22 protein-coding genes are annotated in these 22,055 nt (G+C 65.8%); 4 read left to right on the forward strand and 18 right to left on the reverse strand.

Annotated features, from left to right (window positions below; all coding sequences use genetic code 11):
• The 10 genes from AC1DX5_RS19240 to AC1DX5_RS19285 form a co-directional block, all read right to left on the reverse strand.
• Positions 1-314 (reverse strand): biotin/lipoyl-containing protein (locus AC1DX5_RS19240; RefSeq protein WP_478016822.1); only part of this gene is annotated, 314 nt, incomplete at its 3' end.
• A gap of 129 nt (positions 315-443) precedes the next feature.
• Positions 444-3,380, reverse strand: a complete 2,937-nt coding sequence (locus tag AC1DX5_RS19245) for a 2-oxoglutarate dehydrogenase E1 component (RefSeq protein ID WP_478016825.1) — start codon at positions 3,378-3,380, stop codon at positions 444-446.
• A 66-nt stretch (positions 3,381-3,446) separates the two neighbouring features.
• A complete protein-coding gene (gene sucD / locus AC1DX5_RS19250; RefSeq protein ID WP_478016827.1) occupies positions 3,447-4,331 on the reverse strand; it encodes a succinate--CoA ligase subunit alpha in 885 nt (294 codons plus the stop codon).
• 63 nt (positions 4,332-4,394) lie between these two features.
• Positions 4,395-4,685 carry a GIY-YIG nuclease family protein gene (locus AC1DX5_RS19255; protein ID WP_478016829.1) on the reverse strand — a complete coding sequence of 97 codons (291 nt, stop codon included), beginning with the start codon at positions 4,683-4,685 and terminating at the stop codon, positions 4,395-4,397.
• A gap of 56 nt (positions 4,686-4,741) precedes the next feature.
• Positions 4,742-5,704, reverse strand: a complete 963-nt coding sequence (gene mdh, locus AC1DX5_RS19260) for a malate dehydrogenase (RefSeq protein WP_478016831.1) — start codon at positions 5,702-5,704, stop codon at positions 4,742-4,744.
• Positions 5,705-5,837: 133 nt separating this feature from the next.
• Positions 5,838-6,137, reverse strand: coding sequence for a hypothetical protein (locus tag AC1DX5_RS19265; protein WP_478016833.1), 300 nt, complete (start codon positions 6,135-6,137; stop codon positions 5,838-5,840).
• Complete coding sequence (locus AC1DX5_RS19270) at positions 6,134-6,460, reverse strand: YbjQ family protein (RefSeq protein ID WP_465170232.1); 327 nt, start codon at positions 6,458-6,460, stop codon at positions 6,134-6,136. The genes AC1DX5_RS19265 and AC1DX5_RS19270 overlap by 4 nt, the downstream gene beginning before the upstream one ends.
• Before the next feature lie 58 nt (positions 6,461-6,518).
• Complete coding sequence (zapE, locus tag AC1DX5_RS19275) at positions 6,519-7,631, reverse strand: cell division protein ZapE (protein ID WP_478016835.1); 1,113 nt, start codon at positions 7,629-7,631, stop codon at positions 6,519-6,521.
• A 4-nt stretch (positions 7,632-7,635) separates the two neighbouring features.
• Entirely contained in the window at positions 7,636-8,115 is a 480-nt protein-coding gene (locus tag AC1DX5_RS19280; RefSeq protein WP_478016837.1) for a PaaI family thioesterase, read from the reverse strand.
• A 10-nt stretch (positions 8,116-8,125) separates the two neighbouring features.
• Positions 8,126-8,911, reverse strand: coding sequence for a succinate dehydrogenase iron-sulfur subunit (locus AC1DX5_RS19285; RefSeq protein ID WP_465170234.1), 786 nt, complete (start codon positions 8,909-8,911; stop codon positions 8,126-8,128).
• Between the two features lie 210 nt (positions 8,912-9,121).
• Here AC1DX5_RS19285 and AC1DX5_RS19290 point away from each other — a divergent pair, with 210 nt between their 5' ends.
• Positions 9,122-10,273, forward strand: coding sequence for an alpha-hydroxy acid oxidase (locus AC1DX5_RS19290; protein ID WP_478016839.1), 1,152 nt, complete (start codon positions 9,122-9,124; stop codon positions 10,271-10,273).
• Positions 10,274-10,397: 124 nt separating this feature from the next.
• Here the strand turns inward: AC1DX5_RS19290 and creD are convergent, their stop codons facing one another.
• The 6 genes from creD to sdhC form a co-directional block, all read right to left on the reverse strand.
• The gene (gene creD, locus AC1DX5_RS19295) at positions 10,398-11,798 is read right to left on the reverse strand and encodes a cell envelope integrity protein CreD (protein WP_465174503.1); all 1,401 of its coding nucleotides are present in this window, start codon (positions 11,796-11,798) and stop codon (positions 10,398-10,400) included.
• A gap of 107 nt (positions 11,799-11,905) precedes the next feature.
• Complete coding sequence (locus tag AC1DX5_RS19300) at positions 11,906-12,466, reverse strand: ATP-dependent Clp protease proteolytic subunit (protein WP_465170237.1); 561 nt, start codon at positions 12,464-12,466, stop codon at positions 11,906-11,908.
• Between the two features lie 64 nt (positions 12,467-12,530).
• On the reverse strand, positions 12,531-13,424 hold the full coding sequence (locus AC1DX5_RS19305; protein ID WP_478016840.1) for a glycoside hydrolase: 894 nt from the start codon (positions 13,422-13,424) through the stop codon (positions 12,531-12,533).
• Between the two features lie 89 nt (positions 13,425-13,513).
• Complete coding sequence (gene sdhA / locus AC1DX5_RS19310) at positions 13,514-15,316, reverse strand: succinate dehydrogenase flavoprotein subunit (protein WP_478016842.1); 1,803 nt, start codon at positions 15,314-15,316, stop codon at positions 13,514-13,516.
• On the reverse strand, positions 15,316-15,705 hold the full coding sequence (sdhD, locus tag AC1DX5_RS19315; RefSeq protein ID WP_465170240.1) for a succinate dehydrogenase, hydrophobic membrane anchor protein: 390 nt from the start codon (positions 15,703-15,705) through the stop codon (positions 15,316-15,318). The genes sdhA and sdhD overlap by 1 nt, the downstream gene beginning before the upstream one ends.
• Before the next feature lies 1 nt (position 15,706).
• On the reverse strand, positions 15,707-16,123 hold the full coding sequence (sdhC, locus tag AC1DX5_RS19320; RefSeq protein ID WP_478016843.1) for a succinate dehydrogenase, cytochrome b556 subunit: 417 nt from the start codon (positions 16,121-16,123) through the stop codon (positions 15,707-15,709).
• Between the two features lie 734 nt (positions 16,124-16,857).
• Between sdhC and AC1DX5_RS19325 the strand changes: the two genes are divergently transcribed.
• Both AC1DX5_RS19325 and AC1DX5_RS19330 read left to right on the forward strand, forming a co-directional pair.
• Complete coding sequence (locus AC1DX5_RS19325) at positions 16,858-18,201, forward strand: methyl-accepting chemotaxis protein (protein WP_478016959.1); 1,344 nt, start codon at positions 16,858-16,860, stop codon at positions 18,199-18,201.
• Positions 18,202-18,251: 50 nt separating this feature from the next.
• Complete coding sequence (locus tag AC1DX5_RS19330; protein ID WP_478016845.1) at positions 18,252-19,622, forward strand: methyl-accepting chemotaxis protein; 1,371 nt, start codon at positions 18,252-18,254, stop codon at positions 19,620-19,622.
• 176 nt (positions 19,623-19,798) lie between these two features.
• Here the strand turns inward: AC1DX5_RS19330 and AC1DX5_RS19335 are convergent, their stop codons facing one another.
• Together AC1DX5_RS19335 and AC1DX5_RS19340 are read right to left on the reverse strand one after the other, a co-directional pair.
• Positions 19,799-20,443, reverse strand: a complete 645-nt coding sequence (locus AC1DX5_RS19335) for a hypothetical protein (RefSeq protein ID WP_478016847.1) — start codon at positions 20,441-20,443, stop codon at positions 19,799-19,801.
• A 202-nt stretch (positions 20,444-20,645) separates the two neighbouring features.
• Complete coding sequence (locus tag AC1DX5_RS19340) at positions 20,646-21,239, reverse strand: septal ring lytic transglycosylase RlpA family protein (protein ID WP_465174509.1); 594 nt, start codon at positions 21,237-21,239, stop codon at positions 20,646-20,648.
• 117 nt (positions 21,240-21,356) lie between these two features.
• On the opposite strand from AC1DX5_RS19340, the gene AC1DX5_RS19345 reads away from it, so the two are divergent.
• The gene (locus tag AC1DX5_RS19345) at positions 21,357-22,055 is read left to right on the forward strand and encodes an SDR family NAD(P)-dependent oxidoreductase (RefSeq protein ID WP_465174510.1); all 699 of its coding nucleotides are present in this window, start codon (positions 21,357-21,359) and stop codon (positions 22,053-22,055) included.

Below are 22,055 nucleotides of genomic sequence, written 5' to 3' on the forward strand. Positions count from 1 at the left end.
CAGCAGGTGCCGCGGTCACCAGCAGGTGCCGCGGTCACGGCAGGCTGCGGCGCCTCGGCGGCCTTGGGAGCGCCCGCGCCAGCGTCGATCGTCGCGATCATCGCACCGACCTGGACGGTATCGCCGACCTTCACCGCCTGCTCCCCCATGACGCCGGCGACGGGGCTCGGCACCTCGACCGAGACCTTGTCGGTCTCCAGGCTGGCGATCGGCTCATCCATCGCCACGGCATCGCCGGGCTGCTTGAGCCATTCGCCGAGCGTTGCCTCAGTGATCGATTCGCCCAGGACGGGCACTTTTACTTCGGTTGCCATCTCTTACTTCCCTTGTTCCCCGGCGAAGGCCGGGGCCCAGTTACGCAGCGATCATTGGCGAGCGCCGCGAGTCATCACATCCGTTTCCCGACTGGGCCCCGGCCTTCGCCGGGGAACAGCCCCAATGCTTCAGCTCTTCCGCGTGCGGCGGATTTCTTCGCGGACATTATGGCCGAGCGCGTCAGCGACGAGCGCGGCCTGTTCCATCTGGTGACGCTTCATCAGGCCGGTCGCCGGCGATGCGGCGGCGGCGCGGCCGGCATAGCGCGCGCGCACCGGCTTGACCCCGGCCCCGACCAGGCATTCCTCGATGAACGGCTCGACGAAGCTCCACGCGCCGTTGTTCTTCGGCTCTTCCTGCGCCCAGACCACTTCTTCGAGATTGGGCAGCTTCTGCAGGCGCGCGGTCAGCGGCTCGCTCGGGAAAGGATAGAGCTGCTCGACCCGGACGATCGCGGTGTTCTTGTCGCCGGCCGCATCACGCGCCTCCATCAGGTCATAAGCGACCTTGCCGGTGCACAGCACGAGTCGTCGTACGTCCAGGTCCGCCGGCGCCGAAGGATCGGACAAAAGCCGCATGAAGTGGCTGTCGCCCTGGAAATCGGCCGCGCTCGATACYGCCMGCTTGTGGCGCAGCAGCGACTTSGGCGTSAWSAKGATCAGCGGCTTGCGGAAGCTGCGATGCATCTGCCGGCGCAGGAGGTGGAARTARTTSGCCGGCGTGGTGCAGTTCGCGACCTGCATATTGTCCTGCGCGCACAGCTGCAGGAAACGCTCGACGCGTGCCGAGCTATGCTCCGGACCCTGGCCCTCGTACCCGTGCGGCAGCAGCATCACCAGGCCGTTGGCGCGCAGCCACTTGGCCTCGCCCGACGCGATGAACTGATCGATCATGATCTGCGCGCCGTTCATGAAGTCGCCGAACTGCGCCTCCCACAGCACCAGAGTCTTCGGGTCGGCCAGCGCATAGCCATATTCGAAGCCGAGCACGCCATATTCGCTCAAGGGGCTGTCCAGCACCTCGAAACGGCCATGCTCGAGCTGCGCGAGCGGCAGATATTTGTGCTCGTCCTTCTGGTCGATCCACACCGCGTGGCGCTGCGAGAAAGTGCCGCGGCCCGAATCCTGCCCCGAGAGGCGGACGCCATAGCCTTCCGACAGCAGCGAGCCGTAAGCGAGCGCCTCGCCCGTCGCCCAATCGAAATTGGCGCCCGATTTGAACATCTCGCGCTTGGCGTCGATCACGCGGCCGAGCGTCTTGTGGATGGTCAGGTCGTCGGGAACCGTGGTCAGCGTGCGGCCGAGCGAGTCGAACAGCTTGGGTTCGATCCCGGTCTCGACATTGCGGCGCGCGCTCTCGGCATCGGCCGGCGCATGCAGGCCCGACCAGCGTCCGGCGAACCAGTCCGCCTTGTTCGGCTTGTAGCTCGCGCCCGCCTCGAACTCGCCTTCGAGCAGGGTGGTGAAGGTCGCGATATTGTCGTCGATCCAGGCGCGATCGATCACGCCCTGCTCGATCAGCTTGGTCCCATAGATTTCGCTGACCGGCGGATGCGCACGGATGCGATCGTACATCAGCGGCTGGGTGAAGCTCGGCTCGTCGCCCTCGTTATGGCCGAAGCGGCGATAGCACCACATGTCGATCACGATGTCGCGGTGGAAGCGCTGGCGGAACTCGATCGCCATCTTGGTGGCGAAGGTCACCGCCTCGGGATCGTCGCCATTGACGTGGAAGATCGGCGCCTGGACGCCCTTCGCCACATCCGACGGATAGGGCGACGAGCGCGCGAATTGCGGGCTGGTCGTGAAGCCGATCTGGTTGTTGATGACGAAATGGATGCAGCCGCCGGTATTGTAACCGCGGATGCCGGAGAAGCCGAGGCATTCCCACACGATGCCCTGGCCCGCAAACGCCGCGTCGCCGTGAATCAGCACCGGCAGCGACGCCTTGTGCTCCTTCAGGTCGCCGGCGATCGTCTGGATCGCACGGACCTTGCCCAGCACGACGGGATCCTCGGCCTCGAGATGCGAAGGGTTGGCGACCAGCGACATATGCACGCTGATCCCGTCGAACTCGCGGTCGGTCGAGGTGCCGAGATGGTATTTCACGTCGCCCGAACCGGCCACGTCGTCGGGATTGTCGGAGCCACCGCCGAATTCATGAAAGATGATGCGGAACGGCTTGGCCATCACGTTGGACAGCACGTTCAGACGGCCGCGATGCGCCATGCCGAACACGATCTCGCGCACGCCGAACTGACCGCCATATTTGATGACGCTTTCCAGCGCCGGGATCATGCTCTCGCCGCCGTCCAGGCCGAAACGCTTGGTCCCGACATATTTGCGGCCGCAGAATTTCTCCCACTGCTCGGCTTCGATCACCTTGTTGAGGATCGCCTTCTTGCCCAGCGGGCTGAACTCGATCGCCTTGTCCTTGCCTTCCATCCGTTCCTGGAGGAAGCGGCGCTCCTCCACGTCCGAGATGTGCATATATTCGAGGCCGACATTGCCGCAGTAATTCGCGCGCAGAATGCCGACGAGCTCCCGCACCGTCGCCCATTGCAGGCCCATGGTGCCGCCGAGATAGACCGGGCGGTCGAGATCGGTGTCGGAAAAACCGTGATATTCAGTGGTGAGATCGGCCGGCATCTCGCGCTTGGACAGGCCGAGCGGATCGAGATTGGCGGCAAGATGGCCGCGCACGCGATAGGTGCGGATCAGCAGCATCGCACGGATCGAATCCGCGGCGGCACGGACGATGTCGTCCTGCGAGGGCGCGGGCGCGGCCGGTGCCGCGGCAGGCTTGGCGCCGCCCTTGGCGGGCTTGGGCGCCGGCTCCATCTGGGTCGGGTCGAGCGCCGCGGTCAGATCGTCGGTCGAGCTGAGCGGCCAGTTGGACTGGCTCCAGCTCGGGCCGGTCGCATTGCCCTCAAGGCCTTCGAAAAAGCCGCGCCAGCCCGGCTCGACGCTGTCCGGAGACACTTTGTACCGCGCGTAGAGCGCATCGATGAACGCCGGGCTCACGCCCCCGGCGATGTCAGCGAAATCCTGGCCTTCGTAGCCCATTGGCTGTTCCTCGGCGCATCCCTGGGGAGGTGATGCTGCTTTGTCCCCGCCCGAGGCGGGGCCTGGTTAACCCTTCAACACCGACAGCAGCGTCGTGCCCAGTTCGGACGGGCTGTCCGCTACCTTGATCCCTGCCGCTTCCATCGCCGCGATCTTGTCCTCGGCGCCGCCCTGGCCGCCCGACACGATCGCGCCGGCATGGCCCATGCGGCGACCCGGAGGCGCCGTGCGGCCCGCGATGAAACCGGCCATCGGCTTCTTCCGCCCGCGCTTGGCCTCGTCGCGGAGGAACTGCGCGGCTTCCTCTTCGGCCGAGCCGCCGATCTCGCCGATCATGATGATCGACTTGGTCTCGTCGTCGGCGAGGAAGAGTTCGAGCACGTCGATGAAGTTCGTGCCGTTGACCGGATCGCCACCGATGCCGACCGCGGTCGTCTGGCCGAGGCCCGCATTCGACGTCTGGAAGACGGCTTCATAGGTAAGCGTGCCGGAGCGGCTTACAACGCCCACCGAGCCCTGCTTGAAGATGCTGCCGGGCATGATGCCGATCTTGCACTGGCCGGGGGTCAGCACGCCCGGGCAGTTCGGACCGATCAGGCGCGACTTGGAGCCGCTGAGCGCGCGCTTCACCTTGACCATGTCGAGCACCGGAATGCCCTCCGTGATGGTGACGATCAGCGGCACTTCGGCGTCGATCGCCTCGAGGATCGAGTCGGCCGCGAAGGGCGGCGGCACATAGATGACGGACGCGGTCGCGCCGGTCTTCGCAACGGCCTCGGCAACGGTGTCATAGACCGGCAGGCCGATATGCTCGGTGCCGCCCTTGCCCGGCGTCACGCCGCCGACCATCTGCGTGCCATAAGCCAGCGCCTGCTGGGTGTGGAACGTGCCGGTCTCACCGGTCATGCCCTGGGTGATGACCCTGGTGTTCTTGTCGACGAGGATTGCCATTCTATTCTCTTCCTCATTGTTCCCCGGCGAAGGCCGGGGCCCAGTTGGGAAAGCGGTCATGGTTCATGCGATCGTCTCGAACAGATCATCCCAGTCGGGATTCAGCCCTTCGATCTCCCGCAATTTCCAGGCCCGCTTCCACTCCTTCATTTGCAGCTCTCGCTGCCGCGCTTCTTCGATGGTGTCGTAAGCTTGGTACCAGACAAGCGTGTGACACTGATATTTCTTCGTGAACCCGTCGACGAGATCGTTGCGATGCTCCCAGACTCGCTTGGGAAGGTCGCTCGTTACGCCGAGATAGATCGTGCCGTTTCTGCCACTCGCCATGATGTAGACGAAGCCGGCCTTCTCCACCTCCAGGGTTCTCCCAACTGGGCCCCGGCCTTCGCCGGGGAACAGCTATTCTTGGCTCAGGCCAGGCTTCCGTCGATCGCCTTGCACGCCACCAGCAATTCCTTGACCGCCTCGACCGAGACGTCGAGATTCTTCTTGGCCTCTTCGTCGAGCTTGATCTCGACCACCTTCTCGACGCCGCCGGCACCGATGACCACCGGCACGCCGACATAGAGATTGTCGACGCCGTACTGGCCGGTCAGATGGACCGCCGCCGGGAGCAGGCGCTTCTGGTCGTAGAGATAGGCCTCCGCCATGGAGATCGCCGAGGTGGCGGGGGCATAATAGGCCGAGCCGGTCTTGAGCAGCGCGACGATCTCGCCGCCGCCCGACCGGGTGCGCGCGACGATCGCGTCGATGCGCTCCTGCGTCGAGAAGCCCATCTCGATCAGGTCGGGAACCGGAATGCCCGAGACGGTCGAGTAGCTGATCACCGGGACCATCGTGTCACCGTGGCCGCCGAGCACGAAGGAGGTGACGTCCTYGACCGAGACCTTGAACTCTTCRGCGAGGAARTRGCKGAAGCGSGMGCTGTCSAGCACGCCGGCCATGCCGACGACCTTCTGGTGCGGGAGACCCGAGAATTCGCGCAGCGCCCAGACCATCGCATCGAGCGGGTTGGTGATGCAGATGACGAAAGCGTCGGGCGCGTTGGCGGCGATGCCCTCGCCCACGGCCTTCATGACCTTSAGRTTGATGCCGAGCAGGTCGTCGCGGCTCATGCCCGGCTTGCGGGCGACACCGGCGGTGACGATGATGACGTCCGCGCCCGCGATGTCGGCGTAATCGTTCGTGCCGGTGATCTTGGCGTCGAAGCCTTCGACCGGCGAGCACTGGCTGAGATCCAGCGCCTTGCCCTGGGGCACGCCCTCGACCACGTCGAACAGGACGATGTCGCCCAGGCCCTTCAGTGCTGCGAGATGAGCAAGCGTGCCGCCGATGTTACCGGCACCGATCAACGCGATCTTCTTGCGGGCCATTCCTCGTCCTTTCGGCAATGATAAAGCCGCGCGCGCGGCGAACTGGGCGGCGGCTTAGGCGCGTTTCGCCGTAGGGGCAACCGCTAATAGCCTATATTTTCGCCAACTTATTGCAATTAATTCGCAACTGCATTTAGCTGCGTGGATCGCCTTCGGGATCGACGTAGCGACGCTCGCCGGTCGCGTCATTATACCATACCGTCACGGGACGACCGCTGGCGTCGTCGACGAAACGTTCGGACGTCTCGCGCCACCCGCCGCCGATCGGTTTCGCCTGCGAAGCGCCGTACCGGCGGCGTTCGAGCATGATGCCGACAAGCACGACGGTCGCGGCGATCAGCGTCGGCCACACCGCCGGATCGATCACCGCGCCGATCACCGCCGCGGTGAACAACAGCATCGCGATCACCAGGACGAAGGTACGCAGCATCATTCGGGCGCGGGATCGAGAATGACGGCGGTGCCGTACGCGACCACCTCGTTCATCGCCTGGGCGATCTCGCCCGAGTCGAAACGCATCATGACGACGGCGTTCGCGCCCATCAGCGCGGCGTTGGCGACAAGGCGGTCGATCGCATGGCGCCGCGTATCCTCGACCAGCCGGGTATATTCGGGAATTTCGCCGCCGACGATCGAGCGCAGGCTGGCGGTGATGTTGCCGCCGATGCCGCGGCTGCGGACGACGACGCCGAATGCCTGACCCAGCGTCTTGAGTACGGTATGGCCCGGGACATTCTCGGTGGTGGTGACGAGCATCTTCTTCCCTCCATGGCCGGCCGCGGCACGATAGCAAATGGTCGGGCGATGGCGAAGGTCAGTTCGCGCCGTGACCCAGTTCGAGATAGTCGTCGGAGCGCATTTCCTCGAGCCGGCTGATCGTGCGCTCGAACTCGAAACGGCCGTCACCCTTCTCGTACAGCTCGCCCGGCGGCGCATCGGCAGCGGCGAGCAGCTTCACCTTGTGCTCGTACAACGCGTCGATCAGCTGGACGAAACGCGCCGCCTCGTTGCGGTTCTCCGGCCCGAGCCGCGGGATGCCGACCAGGATGATGGTGTGGAAACGCCGCGCGACCGCGAGATAATCGGCCGAGCCGCGCGCCTCGCCGCACAGCCGCTTGAACGAGAAGACCGCGACGCCCTTCAGGCTCTTGGGCACATGCAAGGTGCGCCCGCCGCCGACCGGCAATTCCTCCGAGGGCACATGGTCGCGGTCCTCGGGCGGATAGTCGGTCAGGCGGAAAAAGGCGGCGGAAAGCTGGGCGGTCGCCTCGGGCCCGTTGGGCACCAGCCAGGTCTCGACCTGGCCGAGCCGGTCGCGGCGGTAATCGACCGGCCCGTTGAGCGCGAGCACCTGCATGCGGCTCTGGATCAGATCGATGAAGGGCAGGAAATGCTCGCGGTTGAGGCCGTCCTTGTAGAGATCGGTCGGCGGGCGGTTGGAGGTCATCACCACCGTCACGCCGTGGCGCAGCAGCTCAGTGAACAGCCGCGACAGGATCATCGCGTCGGGGCTGTTGGTGACCATGATCTCGTCGAAGCAGAGCACCTTCACTTCCTCGGCGATCGCGGCGGCGACGGGGAGGATCGGATCGCCGACTTCCTTCTCGCGCTCGACGCGCAGCCGCGCATGGACGTCGAGCATGAATTCGAGGAAATGGATGCGCCGCTTCCGCCGCATGTTGATGCATCCGAAGAACAGATCCATCAGCATCGACTTGCCGCGACCGACCCCACCCCAGAGATAGATGCCCGCCGGCGCCTCGGGCCGTCGGCCCAGCGCGCGCCACAGCACCGAGCCGCGCTTCGGCGCTGCCTCGAGTTCGGTCGCCAATGCGTCGAGGCGGCGTGCCGCTTCCTCCTGTTCGGGATCGGGCCGGAGCTCGCCGGCGGCGATCAGCGCTTCGTAGCGGGAAAGGACGTTGGGCAAATTCTCAGGCCTCGGCCGGTGGCGCGGCGACCCGGGCCGATTTGCGGATCGTGGCGGAGAAGCTCGCGACCTTGTCCTCGTCCTGCACAACGAGGCCGCGCAGGAACAGCAGCCGCCCGGTCTCGCGCAGCAGTTCGACCTGCGCCTCCAGCGGCTCGCCGATGCGGCCGCCGCCGATGAACTGAGTCGAAAGGTCGAGCGTCACCGCCGACCCCGCGGTGATCAGCCCGAAGCTGCGCGAGGCAGCGAACAGCGCGACATCGATGAAGCCGAGCATCGCGCCGCCATGCACGCTGTCGCGCAGATTGGAATGGCGCCGCTCCGGCGTCATGCGGACGCGGGCGATGCCGCCCTCGACCCGCACCATCATCGGGCCGAGAAAGCTGTTGTAGCGCGATGGATCAGTGAAGCCCCACCGCATCCAGCCGGGATGATCCGGGTCCTCCTCGTAGAGGAAGGTAGCGGGCGCGCTGGGTTCGGTCACGCGACGAGCCTCAGACGACTCGCTCTGCTTCCATCTTCTTGATCTCGGCGATGGCCTTGGCCGGGTTGAGACCCTTGGGGCAGACATTCGCGCAGTTCATGATCGTGTGGCAGCGATAGAGGCGGAACGGATCCTCCAGCTCGTCGAGTCGTTCGCCGGTCATCTCGTCGCGGCTGTCGGCGAGCCAGCGATAGGCCTGCAACAGGATCGCGGGGCCGAGGAACTTGTCGCTGTTCCACCAATAGCTCGGGCAGGCAGTGGAGCAGCAGGCGCACAGGATGCACTCGTACAGGCCGTCCAGCTTCTCGCGATCGGCCGGCGACTGCAGCCGCTCCTTGCCCGAGGGCGGCGGCGTGACGGTCTGCAGCCATGGCTTGATCGAGGAATATTGCGCGTAGAAATGCGTGAAATCGGGAACGAGGTCCTTGATCACTTCCATATGCGGCAGCGGCGTGATGCGGATATCGCCTTTCACGTCCTCGATCGCGGTGGTGCAGGCGAGGCCGTTCTTGCCGTCGATGTTCATCGAGCACGACCCGCAAATGCCCTCGCGGCAGGAGCGGCGGAAGGTCAGCGAGCTGTCCTGCTCCGACTTCATCTTGATCAGCGCGTCGAGCACCATCGGGCCGCAATTGTCGAGATCGATCTCGAAAATGTCGTAATGCGGGTTCTCGCCGGCATCGGGATCGTAGCGATAGATCTTGAAGCTCTTGACCCGCTTTGCCTCGGCGGCTGCCTTGTGGACCTTGCCGCCCTTTTTGGGTCGGCTGTTCGGGGGCAGTCTGAATTCGGCCATGCCTGAAAGTCTCCGGCGGAAACGAAATGGTGCGTCGCGGAAAGCGGCTATGCCTTTCGGCGCGCGCGTGCAACCCTTTGGCGCGGTCCGCGGCGTCGGATCACCGCATGATTGCAAATTCCGCGACGGAGCAGGCATCATCGCCGGCGTTGCGGGCGCCGGGCAAGAATCGTAGGGCGAAGTCCAGCATATGACCAAACGGGGCAAAATATGAGACTGAGCGATTGCCACAATGTCGAGGATTTCCGCACCCTCGCCCGCAAGCGCCTGCCCGGCCCAGTGTATCACTATATCGACGGCGCGGCCGACGACGAGGCGACCAAGCGGCGCAACACCGAGGCGTTCGAGTCGTGCGACCTGGTGCCGAGCGTCCTCGCCGGCGTCGAGACGATCGACATGAGCACCACGGTCATGGGCCGCAAGATCGACATGCCGTTGTTCCTGTCGCCTACCGCCTTGCAGCGCCTGTTCCACTGGCATGGCGAGCGCGGCGTCGCGCGCGCGGCCGAGAAGTTCGGGACCTATTTCGGCATTTCGAGCCTCGGCACCGTCAGCATCGAGGAGATCGGCCGGACGATCAGCACACCCAAGATGTTCCAGCTCTATATCCACAAGGACAAGGGCCTGAACCATGCGCTGGTCGAACGGTGCAAGGAAGCGAAGTTCGATTGCATCGCACTGACCGTCGACACGATCGTGTCGGGTAATCGCGAGCGCTGCCTGCGCACCGGCTTCACCTCGCCGCCGAAGCTGACCCCGGCCTCGGCGATCAGCTTCGCGACTCACCCGGGCTGGACGCTCGATTATCTGTTCCGCGAGAAGTTCGAGCTATCGAACCTGAAGGATCATGTGTCCGAGGGGACCAATGTCGCGCTGTCGGTCGCCGACTATTTCAACAAGATGCTCGATCCGTCGATGGACTGGAAGACGGCCGAGGGCGTGCGCGCGCAATGGGGCGGCGAATTCTGCCTGAAGGGCATCATGTCAGTCGAGGACGCGAAGCGCGCGGTCGATATCGGCGCGACGGCGATCATGGTGTCGAACCATGGCGGGCGGCAGCTCGACGGCAGCCGATCGCCCTTCGATCAGCTGGCCGAGATCGTCGATGCGGTCGGCGACAGGATCGACGTGATCTGCGACGGCGGCATCCGCCGCGGCAGCCATGTGCTGAAGGCGCTGAGCGTCGGGGCCAAGGCCTGCTCGGGCGGACGGATGTATCTCTATGCGCTGGCGGCGGCGGGCCAGCCCGGGGTCGAGCGGGTGCTTGGGCGGCTGCAGGCGGAGATCGAGCGGGACATGAAGCTGATGGGGGTGAAGTCGGTGGCGGAGCTGACCCGGGGCAATTTGCGCTGGCGGAACTGACCTTCTCAAGCCCCTCCCCTTCAGGGGAGGGGTTGGGGTGGGGCAGTCCCTCAAATGCTGGAGTTGGAGGAAATCGGAGGCCCCCACCCCCAACCCCTCCCCTGAAGGGGAGGGGCTTTTAATACTAGGCCGCTTCCCTTTCTGGCTGGATCGGCGCCCCGCCCCAGTCGATGTTCCGCGTCAGGAACATCACCGCGGCAAGCGCCACGAACAGCATCACCGAACCGACCAGCAGCGACAGGTCCTCGAGGCTGAGCAGCACATAGAGCACGCCGTAGAGCGCCGAGATCAGCGCGCCGATGAACAGACTTCGCCGCCAGCTGCCCAGCACCGCGGCCGAATAGGCGGTGAGCAGCGCGACGATCGCGCCGCCCGCCACCGCATAGGCCGGCGTGAACCCGATCACTTCGGCAAAGGCGAGCAGCATCACGAAGAACAGCACCAGCCCCGATCCGACCAGGCCATATTCGATCGCCGACACCCGCACCCCACCGATCACGTCGAACATCAGAAAGGCAAGGAAGGTGAAACCGACGAACAGAAAGCCGTATTTCACCGAGCGGTTGACCTGGCTGTAGAGATCGACCGGCGTGAGCAGGTCGACCCGTGCTTCATGCTCGGCCGTCTCGCCAGCGCGGCGCCCCTCGCCGGCGGCCTGGGCGGACGACGCGTCGCCCGAGGCCTGGTCGAAGGCGACGAGCGGACTGCCCAGCGCGAGGTTGCCGACGCGCCAGCTGGCATCGAAGCCCTTGCCGAACGGCTTTTTCTGCACTGGCAGGAAGCCGCCCTGATAGCTCGGGCTGGGCCAGGACGACAGCACGCGCCATGCGGTATCGCCGCCGTTCGGCACCAGCGACAGCGAGCCGTTGCCGCGCACCGCATAATCGAACGCCACGCCGATCGGCCGGCCACGCAGATCGCTCGCATCGAACCAGGCATAGAAGCCCGATCCGCCCGTCTCGCGCATGCCGTTGCCCGGCTGGAGCGAGACGGGCTTGCCGTTGACCGACACGGCGGGCGGCGAGCCGAACAGGCCACGCGCATCGCTGATGCCGAAGCGGATCTGCGCGCGATCGAGCGCCAGCGCATCCGGCGCGACACCGAAACGCTGGAGGTCGGCCGGCAGCGTGAAGCGTGCGCTGCCCTGGTTGCGCGCCTCGAACACCACCACGTCGTAGATCGAGCGGTGGCGCAGATCGGGCTTGAGATCGGTCTTCAGCCTGGTCGCATCGGGCGACAGGGTCATGTCGTGCCAGCTCGTGCTGGTCCTGGTCACCTGCTTGCCATTCTCGGTGACGGTCTCGGTCGTCTGCTTCGAATAGGGGATGACGAGCACCGGCCCGGCGATCGCCTGCGGCCCGCCCCAGCCTTGCGCGATCGATGCCTGGGCGGTCTCCGACTGAGTCTGGCGATCATAGACGAGGAGATAGATGGCGAAGAGCGGGATCGCGAGCAGCGTGCCGATCAGGAACGGCAGCAACAGCTTGAACCCGGGCGAGCGTTCTGACGCATGGCGTGCGGACATGATGGTCTCCCTTTTAGGAGACCTTCAGCTAGCGGGGCGCCGGGGTGGACGCCAAAGTGGATCGGGAGGAATGGTTGTGCAGAACGCGTGCAGGCCTGTCCCTCCCCTCAGATCACGTCCAGCACCAGCCCCAGGTCGCGCGCTTCTTCCGCCTCGATATACCAGTTGGCGGGCGCACGTTCGCGCAGGTCCTCGAAATCGACCCGGCTACCCTTCACGATATCGCGAAAGCCTTCTTCCTCGATCAGGATCGAATGCTCGATCTCATGCAGGGTCGCCTTCAGGCTGGCGATGCACATGCGCAGCGGGCCGTTGATGTTGAGCTGCTTCGAGATGATCCGCTCATGGATCATCAGCCGCGTGTGGCGCGTGAGGAAGCGGCGATCGACTGGGAAGGCCGCCATGAAGGTCGCGCCGGCCGAATAGACCGCGACCTTGCCGAGGAACAGGATCTCGCGGCCGTCATGGTCCTCGAGCAGGCGGATATCGTCGGCCATGGTCCGCGCGACCTCGGGGTCGCCGCCGAGCGTGGTCATCGCGATGACCAGCGCGCCTTGCTCCGGACAGGTATCGAGCTGCTGGCGGAAGCTCTGATACATATATTGATCGACGGGGCCGGACAGGCGGATGTGCGGCTTGGCGAGGAGCGGATAGCGAGGTTCGGTCATGGCGCCCCTAACTGAGTCGCGACCGGGAGGTTCCGGGTCGACGCGAAAAGACCGGATAGCAGCTTCAACAGACTTCAGCAGTATTGGCCGGTAGCGGCCCCGGCGGGATGCGCGCCTCGCTCAGATAGAAGGGATCGCCCTCGATCCGGTGGCTCGCGCCATAGGCCCTGCCCAGCGCCGCGTAGAGCGCGGGGTCATAGGCCTTGAGATCGTCATGGGACAGGATGCGGCGGCCATCGAAGATCACGATGCGACCCGAGTTGAACCAGAACTGGCTGCCCACCGCCCAATATTCGTCGATCGTGGTCGAGGCATATTCGCCCTTCCACCGGCCGGCCCTGAGGGCTGCGCGATAGGCACGATCGACCTGCCGGTAGAGGACCGGGTCGATCGCGCGGATCGCCTGGAGGATGTCGTGCGAGAATTCGTGGAGGAAGATGGTCTGGCCGTAATAGCGCGAGTTGCGCTGGCCGAGCAGATCCTCGACCGCGCCGCTCGTTAGCTTCCCGGCCATGCCGCGGGCGCGGTAGTTCCAATAGGCACGGTCGGTCATGCGGCCGACGCGCTCGTCATAATGCTTGCGCTCGCAGCGGGTCAGCCGGGGATCGCCGCGGCCGGGCCTCTTCCAGTCGCGCTGCTCGGGCAGGTCGAGCGTGCTCTCGTCCTCCGCCATGATCGCGACGCGGTAGCCCGAGGCGGCCAGCCCCTGGGCGAGATCGGGGCGATGATCGAGCATGCCCTGGATGATCTGCCTGGCCACCAGCAGCGCGCGATCGGGCACCTTGGCCGAGGACAGGACGGGGATGCCGTCCGCATCCACATATTTCGCGTAGAAGGGGTCGACCGATAAAGACGCCGGCGGCGAGGCGACATCCGGCACGGGAGAGGCGCACGCCGCGACGATCTGCATCGGGAGAATGCAACCGAGCAGCAGCACGAGACGCCCGCGATAGTTCATCGTCTCAGCCGCGGGCTCCTCGCGTCAACAACAGCGGAGAACCGTCTATCAGCGTCGAGCCGGATGTTGAATCAAATTGCCGGGTCGGATCAGTAAACCCGCTTCTTCGGCTTGATATAGTCGATGTCGTCGGTGAGCGTGTAATCGTGCACCGGGCGGTAGTCGATCTCGGTGGTGCCGCCCTTGCCGCCCCAGCCGTTAAAGGTCGCGACGGTGTGCTTCATCCAGTTCGCGTCGTCGCGGTCCGGGAAGTCCTCGTGCATGTGTGCGCCGCGGCTTTCCTTGCGATTGGCCGCGCCCTTGATCGTGACCACGGCCTGGCCGATCAGATTGTCGAGCTCCATCGTCTCGACCAGATCGGTGTTCCAGATGAGCGAGCGGTCGCTGATGCCGACATCGGCGAAACTGGAATAGACCGCGTCCATCTTGGTGACGCCCTCGGCCAGCAGCGCGGTGTCACGGAACACGGCGCAATGCTTCTGCATGGTGCGCTGCATCTCGGCACGGATCTGCGCGGTCGGCGCGGCGCCCTTGGCGTTGCGGAAATGGTCGAGCCGGGTGAGCGCGAACTCCTCCGCGCCCTTGGGCAGCGCATTGTGCGGGGTGTTGGGCTTGAGCTGGTCCTTGAGGCGCAGGCCGGTCGCGCGGCCGAACACGACGAGATCGATCAGCGAGTTGGAGCCGAGCCGGTTGGCGCCGTGCACCGAGACGCAGGCCGCCTCGCCCACCGCGAACAGGCCGGGGATGATCGTGTCGGGATTGCCGTCCTTATTATGCACGACCTCGCCGTGATAATTGGTCGGGATGCCGCCCATATTATAATGCACCGTCGGCGTGACCGGCAGCGGCTGGCGCGTCAGGTCGACGCCGGCGAAGATCTTGCCCGTCTCGGTGATGCCCGGCAGGCGCTCGTGCAGTACCTTGGGATCGATATGATCGAGGTGCAGGTAGATATAATCCTTGTGCTCGCCGACGCCGCGGCCCTCGCGCATTTCCATCGCCATCGAGCGCGCGACCACGTCGCGGCTGGCCAGGTCCTTCGCGGACGGCGCATAGCGCTCCATGAAGCGCTCGCCCTCGGAGTTGGTGAGATAACCGCCCTCGCCGCGCGCACCCTCGGTGATGAGCACGCCCGCGCCRTAGATGCCGGTCGGGTGGAAYTGCACGAACTCCATGTCCTGCAGCGSGATGCCGGCGCGCAGCGCCATGCCGTTGCCGTCACCGGTGCAGGTATGGGCCGAGGTCGCCGACTGATAGACGCGGCCGCCGCCGCCCGTCGCGAGCACCACGGCATGGCTGCGGAAACGGTGGATCGAGCCGTCTTCCATACAGAGCGCGATCACGCCGCGGCACTGACCATTCTCCATGATCAGGTCGAGCGCGAAATATTCGACGTAGAAGTCCGCGTCATATTTCAGGCTCTGCTGGTAGAGCGCATGAAGCATGGCGTGGCCGGTGCGATCGGCCGCGGCGCAGGTGCGCTGCACGGGAGGCCCCTCGCCCATATTCTGCATATGGCCGCCGAACGGGCGCTGATAGATCGTCCCGCTCTCGTTGCGGCTGAACGGCACGCCGGCATGTTCAAGCTCGTAGACGGCCGCAGGCGCCTCACGCACCATATATTCGATCGCGTCCTGGTCGCCGAGCCAGTCCGATCCCTTGACGGTGTCGAACATGTGCCAGGTCCAGTGATCCGGCGTATTGTTGCCCAGGCTGGCGGCGATGCCGCCCTGCGCCGCGACGGTGTGGCTGCGCGTCGGGAACACCTTGGTAATGCAGGCCGTCTTCAGGCCCGACTCCGCGATGCCCATGGTCGCGCGCAGGCCCGATCCGCCGGCGCCCACGACCACGGCATCATAGGTGTGGTCGATGATCTTATAGGCTTCCGGCATCAGACTGGCGCTCCGGCGGCAAAGGCGATCCTGAGGATCGAGAAGATGGCGATCGCGGCGGACGCGACGGTGAAGAACGTGAGGGCGAGCATCGCGGCGACGCGCGCCTCGTCGTGGAGATAATCCTCGATCGCCACCTGAAGCCCCAGGCGGAAATGATAGAAGACCGAGGCGATCAGCAGGATCATCGGGATCGCGGCCCAGGCCGAGGCGATCCAGTCGTGCAGCGTCTCATATTGATAATTGGGCAGGCGTGCGATCGAGAGCAGCAGCCAGAGCATCAGGAACAGGTTGGCGCCGGCGGTCAGCCGCTGGTTCCACCAGTGATGCGAGCCTTCCTTGGCTGAGCCGAGGCCGCGGACCCGGCCGAGTTCGGTACCGTTGCCCATCTTATTTCCCCACGAGCAGATAGGCCCAGAACAGGGCGGTGAAGGTGATCGAGAAGACGAAGATCAGCCAGGAGCCGGTGCGGTTGGTCCTGAGCTCGAAGCCGGCGCCCGCATCCATCACGAAATGGCGGATGCCGCTGGCCATGTGCTGGAACAGCGAGAGGGTCAGGCCGATGCCGACAACATAGCCGATGATGTTGAGCTTGCCGTCCGCCACGGTGAAGATGTCGGTGAAGGCCGCATAGGCTTCCTTGCCGCCGGCCAGCGCCGCGAGCCACCACACGAGCAGGATCGTGCCGACCGTCGCCAGCCCGTCACCCGTCACGCGGTGCAGGATCGAGACGGTCATGTGGACGCCCCATTTCCACGCCGTGAGATGCGGCGAGATTGGTCGGGCGGGGTTGCGTGGGCTAGCCAAGGCGGGAAATCCTCTCGGACGGTCAGTGGCGCCGTATTAGTCCGCGCGTGCCGCGATGCAAGGCGGATTGGACGGGCGCGGCGGAGCGGATGGGAGCGTTCGCGTCAAGTAGCGCGGCAGAAACGGCGTTGGAAAATGCGCTAAGTTGCGACCGACTGGCAACTATTCGCTGAATTTCGCGACCCACCTGCGAGCGGGGCAAAATCGAGTGGTTCTTGGCGCCTGTGCGGATGTTATTTGAAGGGTGCGAACGGGTTCTTGGGGTGCACTTGCGAGGCGCGGATTCGGCCGGGCTACTCGACCATGACATGATTGCTGCTCGACTTACCAAATTACGCGAGGGGTATGAGGAGTTCATGGTGCTTTACTTGCCTCTATTTGCCGTGCCGATGTGTCGGTGGCGGCGAGGTGATTTCACCAGATCAGGAGTATGAAGTGAATCACTCGCGGATCATGAGCGCCCTGAGTCGCCCTTCAGACTCAAAAAGCAGGCTGCTCCCAAGCACCCTACTTCCCCGGCACTTGTTGTCAGGCCATCTCTCCAAATCCCCGACAACGCCTGCGGGAGGTTGGATGCCGGAACGAGTCCGGCATGACGCTTTGGACTGCTGACCGCGCCGATCCGCCCTCACATCCTAACCGCCCTTTAATCTTATCCGGCGTAACTCCCGTGCGAACCGCCCCGAGGCGGTCGGTCGCCAGCTATCGGAGTTTCGCCCTTGACCCCCAGTGACTTGCCCGCCCCCGGCACGATTGCCGCCCAGGTCGACATCGCGGCCAGGCTGCGCGTGTTCGATGTCGACGGGTCGCTGGCGCGCGCGAGTCGCGATGCGTGGAGCGTGATCGAGCCGGAAATCCGGTCGATCTCGGAAGGTTACTGGCAGCAATGGCTACGTTGCTTCGCCGACGACCGGGTCTGGGCGTCGCACGAGACCGAGAAGATGATCGAGGTGGGCTGCGTGTTCCTGCGGAACCGTTTCCTCGACACGACCGGCCGCGTCTGGATCGAATCGGTCGAACGATCGGTCGCCGCCGCCTTTCTCGGCAATGTCTCCCCGCTTGCCTTGCTGTCGATGATCAACGCGAGCGACCGGGTCGCGCTCGGCGTGGTCACCCGCAAGATCGACCGCGACGACGATTGCCTGCCGGTGCTGGTCGATACGCTGATGCGCCTCTCCGCGCTGGAGGGGGAGATCACCGTCGCGCTCTATAATGGCTATCGCGAGCATCTCGCCCAGGGCGGGCGCGACCGGTTGGCCGCCGAGTTCCGCGACGGCATCGCCCAGATGGTCGAAAGCGCGACTCAGGAATCGAGCGCGCTGCGCGGCCAGTCGCTGCGCACCTCCACTTCGGCGCGCGGCATGCTCGGCAAGACCTCCGAAGTCGCCGCCGCCGCCGAACAATCGGCCATTGCGATGCGCGAAGCGGCGCGGACCGCCGCCGGCCTGATCCGCGCGATCGAGGATGCCCGCTCCGAGGTCGAGGCCGCCGCCGAGATCGCCACCCGCGCCTCCGGCCAGGCGGGCCTTGCCGTCGGCATGTCCGAAACCCTGTCCGACCATGCCCAGTCGATCGAATCGATCCTGAGCCTGATCCGCGACATCGCGGGCCAGACCAATCTGCTCGCGCTCAACGCCACGATCGAAGCGGCGCGCGCGGGCGACGCCGGTCGCGGCTTCGCGGTGGTCGCGCAGGAAGTGAAGAGCCTGGCCAACCAGACGGCGCGCGCGACCGACGACATCGCCGCGAAGATCGCCGCGATCCAGTCGGCCACGCGCTCCACCGTCGACACCAATGCCTCGATCAAGGCGACGGTGTCCGACGTGCAGGAATCGGCCAACCGCATCCGCTACGCGATGGAGGCGCAGGCGCAGACGGTGACCGCGATCACCGCCGCGGTCGACGAGACGGCGCTGGCCGCCGATTCCATGTCCAACACCATCGCCGCGATCCGCGAGGATACCGAAATGGTCGCATCGGACATCGAACGCGTCGGCCAGGGATTCGATTCACTGGATGGTAGGCTTGGCACGCTCAAGAACAGTGCGGGCGAGTTCGTCGCCAAGGTTGCAGCATGAGCCCGAGACTCATGAGCATCGGGAGGATGGGGCATTGGGAGGATGGCTGAATGGCGCAAGAAGGTAACGGCACGATAGGGGGCTGGAGCGGCGATTCGCGCTCCGTCGCCGAGCATGTCGCGAATTATGACTGGGACGGGGCGATCGCGCCGGCCGCGGCCGAGATCGCGCGGCTGATCCAGGGCAGCGAGGAGGTCATCGCGGCCTCTTTCTGGGAACATTATCTGTCGCTGCCGGTGGTGGCGCATCTGCGCCCGCTGCTCGACCCCGACCAGCTTGCCAGGCGCGTACGCCGGAGTGCCGAATATACCCGCGCCAGATATCAGCGGCCGTTCGACGACGCCTGGATGCAGATGGCGATCAAGCACGCCTCCGGATCGCACAAGCTCAACATCCCGCTCCAGGCGTTGCTGTCGTCGCTGAGCTTCTCGCACAGCCGCACGCTCGAGGTGATCGAGGAGAAGATGGGCGACGACACCAGCCGGCTGCGCGAGATCGGCGACGTGATCCAGCGCCTCGGCCTCGTCGAAGCCGATGTGATGGCGTCGCATCTCGGCGCCCGCGACGTGGAGCAGGCGCGCGAGGAACGCCGTGCGCGCTCGGCCCAGTTCAGCGAAAGCATCGCCCAGTCGATCGAGGGCACCGCCTCGCTCGGCAATCGCATCCGGGTACAGGCGCACCGCGCCTCCGCCTCGGCGCGCGGCATGCTCGGCAAGACCTCCGAAGTCGCCGCCGCCGCCGAACAATCGGCCGTCGCGATGCGCGAAGCGGCACGCACCGCCGCCGGCCTGATCCGGGCGATCGAGGATGCGCGCAGCGAAGTGGAAGCGGCTGCGGAAATCGCGACGCGCGCCTCCAGCCAGGCGGGTGAAGCGGTCGGCATGTCGGAAACCTTGAGCGGCCATGCCCAGTCGATCGAATCGATCCTCGGGCTGATCCGCGACATCGCCGGCCAGACCAATCTGCTCGCGCTCAACGCCACGATCGAGGCCGCCCGCGCGGGCGATGCCGGCCGGGGGTTCGCCGTGGTCGCGCAGGAAGTGAAGTCGCTCGCCAGCCAGACCGCGCGCGCCACCGACGACATCGCCAGCAAGATCGCCGCGATTCAGTCCGCCACCCGCTCCACGGTCGAGACCAATGCCTCGATCAGGACGACCGTCGCCGATGTGCAGGAAAGCGCCAACCGCATCCGCTTTGCGATGGAGGCACAGGCGCAGACGGTGACCGCGATCACGGCGGCCGTCGACGAGACGGCGCTCGCCGCCGATTCCATGTCCAACACCATCGCGACGATCCGCGAGGACACCGAAGGCGTGGCGACCGAGATCGACGCGCTTGGGCGCGAGTTCGGCGAAGTGGACGACCGGCTGAGCGGGTTGAAGGGCGCGGCGGATACGTTCTCGGCGAGCGTGGCGGCCTGAAAATGAGCGAAATCTGAGCCAGACGCGTTCATCTCGCCGGCCGTTCCCCGGCGAAGGCCGGGGTCCAGTTGGGGGACGATAATGGCTTGCTTTGCGCGAAATTACCTTGGCCTTCCCGACTGGGCCCCGGCCTTCGCCGGGGAGCAGAAGGCAGACCAGGCTCGGCCCGCCCCTTATCAGGTCCTCCGCACGGTCGCGATCCAGGCGGCCAGGCAGGCAGCCTTCTGCTCCTTTCGCCACGGCTTGCCCGCCGTCGCGCCCAAATCCTTCAGATGCGCACCGATCTCTGCTGCTGACAGCCCGAGCACCTCATGCGCGAGATCGGGAAGCGATTTCTCGTCCAGCTCGACCCTGTCGATGCGACAGTGTTGCACTCCGGACCGCAACGCCTCGCGCACGGCGAGCCCTTCGGCGACGGGCACATGGTCCGCCCAGGCGAGGCTGTAGTCGAGCAGATCGGTGACCCAGCCGGCGCGATTGACGAGGAGCGCCGCGGCGACCTTGTCATGCCCCTCGGCCTTCAGGCGATCGACGATAGCCTGCAGGCCCTCCGCCGCCAGCCGGTCCTGGCGTTTCCGCCCCTCCGCCACGGTGGCGATAGCTTCGGCCGATGCCTTGCCGTCAGGACCCAGTGCCATCCCAGCCGCGACGCCATAGGGTTCGAGCGACAGGCGGTCGCCCTCATCATGGGTTGCGAGGAAGGTGGCGAGCAGAAGGTGGGGCTCGCCGCGATCGACCGCGAGCGCGACGACTACGGCACCGCCTTTGAGCGCGCGCAGCCCGAGGCCGACAATGGATTGCCCATACCGTTCCGCGCTCATGCGTCACCCCATGATCTGCCCGACGCATAGTATACGGCCGTGTCGATTCCCGTAAGCGTCGCCCTCTCTCCGTTCGTTTCGAGCGAAGTCGAGAAACCGGGCCTGGCGCTCCGTCAATGTTTCTCGACTTCGCTCGAAACGAACGGGGGTGGCGTGTAGAGCGGATAGCGGCCGGCCAATCGACGCGAGAAACACGCCATCCCTAGCGATCGAGACCGGCACTCCCTCCCGACGGCACTACCGCCGCGAGCTGCGCCCGGAGGTTACGCAACACCCGGTCCGGCACCGGTGGCAGCTCCTCCGCTGGCTTGCCCTTGCGCAGGCGTTCGCGGTCCCGTTCCCGCGGTTCGACGCGGCGGACGCGCACCGGCGCCTGGCCCTGCGCCTTCATGCCGAGCAGTTCCGCCGCGCCGCGCGACAGATCGATGATGCGCGAGCCGCGCGCAAAGGGTCCGCGATCATTGACCCGGACGAGAATGCGCCGCCCGGTGTCGAGCGCCGTCACCTCGACATAGGTCGGCAGCGGCAGCGTGGTATGTGCGGCGGTGATCCAGCCGGGCTCGAAACGCTCGCCATTGGAGGTGCGGTTGCCCGATTCCTTGCCGTACCAGCTGGCATAGCCGAGCATGTCATAGCCGGGATCGGCAGCGGGCACATAAGTTGTACCGCGCACCTGGTAGGGCTGGCCGATCTTGACCGGCAGATCGCTGACCGGGCGGAAATTGCCGCCGGCACAGGCCGACAGCAGCAGCAGCGCCGCCACAATCCCCGTCCGCGTCGCCAGAAAACCCCGCATGGGATGACCCTACACGCAGCCATGCAGGGTCTGGAAGCCTCGATTCCCGGCCTTTCGTCCCGAAGGCGGCTCTGGCGGGGGTGACGCGGGCGGGCGGGCGCGGCTATGGCGCGGGCCATGACCAACATCCTCCTCACCGGCAGCAGCCGCGGCATCGGCGCGGCGATCGCAACCGCCCTCACCCTTCCCGACGTCAGCCTGGTCGGCCATGGCACGGCAAGCGGCATCCCGGCCGACTTCGCCGATCCGGCGGCGCCGCAGGCGCTGTGGAACGCCGCGCTGGAACGGCTCGACGGGCGGATCGACGTGCTGATCAACAATGCCGGGGTGTTCGAAGCCAATCCGCTCGACCGGCCGCATGACGACTGGGTCGCCGACTGGGAGCGCACCATGCGCATCAACCTGACGGCATCGGCCGAGCTGTGCCGGCTCGCGGTGCGCCACTGGCAGGAGCGCAGGTCAGGCGGGCGGATCGTCAACATCGCCAGCCGCGCCGCCTATCGCGGCGACAGCCCGGCGCACTGGCATTATGCCGCGTCCAAGGCGGGCATGGTCGCGATGACCAAGTCGATCGCGCGCGGTTATGCCGCCGAGGGCATCCTGGCCTTTGCGGTCTGCCCGGGCTTCACCATGACCGGCATGGCCGAGGAATATCTGTCGAGCCGGGGCGGCGACAAGCTGCTCGCCGACATCCCGCTCGGCCGCGTCGCCATGCCGGAGGAAGTGGCCGAGACGGCACGGTTCCTTGCGCTGGCCGCGCCGGCCTCGATGACCGGCGGGGTGATCGACGTGAACGGGGCCAGCTACGTCCGCTAG

The sequence above is a fragment of the Sphingomonas sp. P2_B6 genome (genome assembly GCF_056404755.1).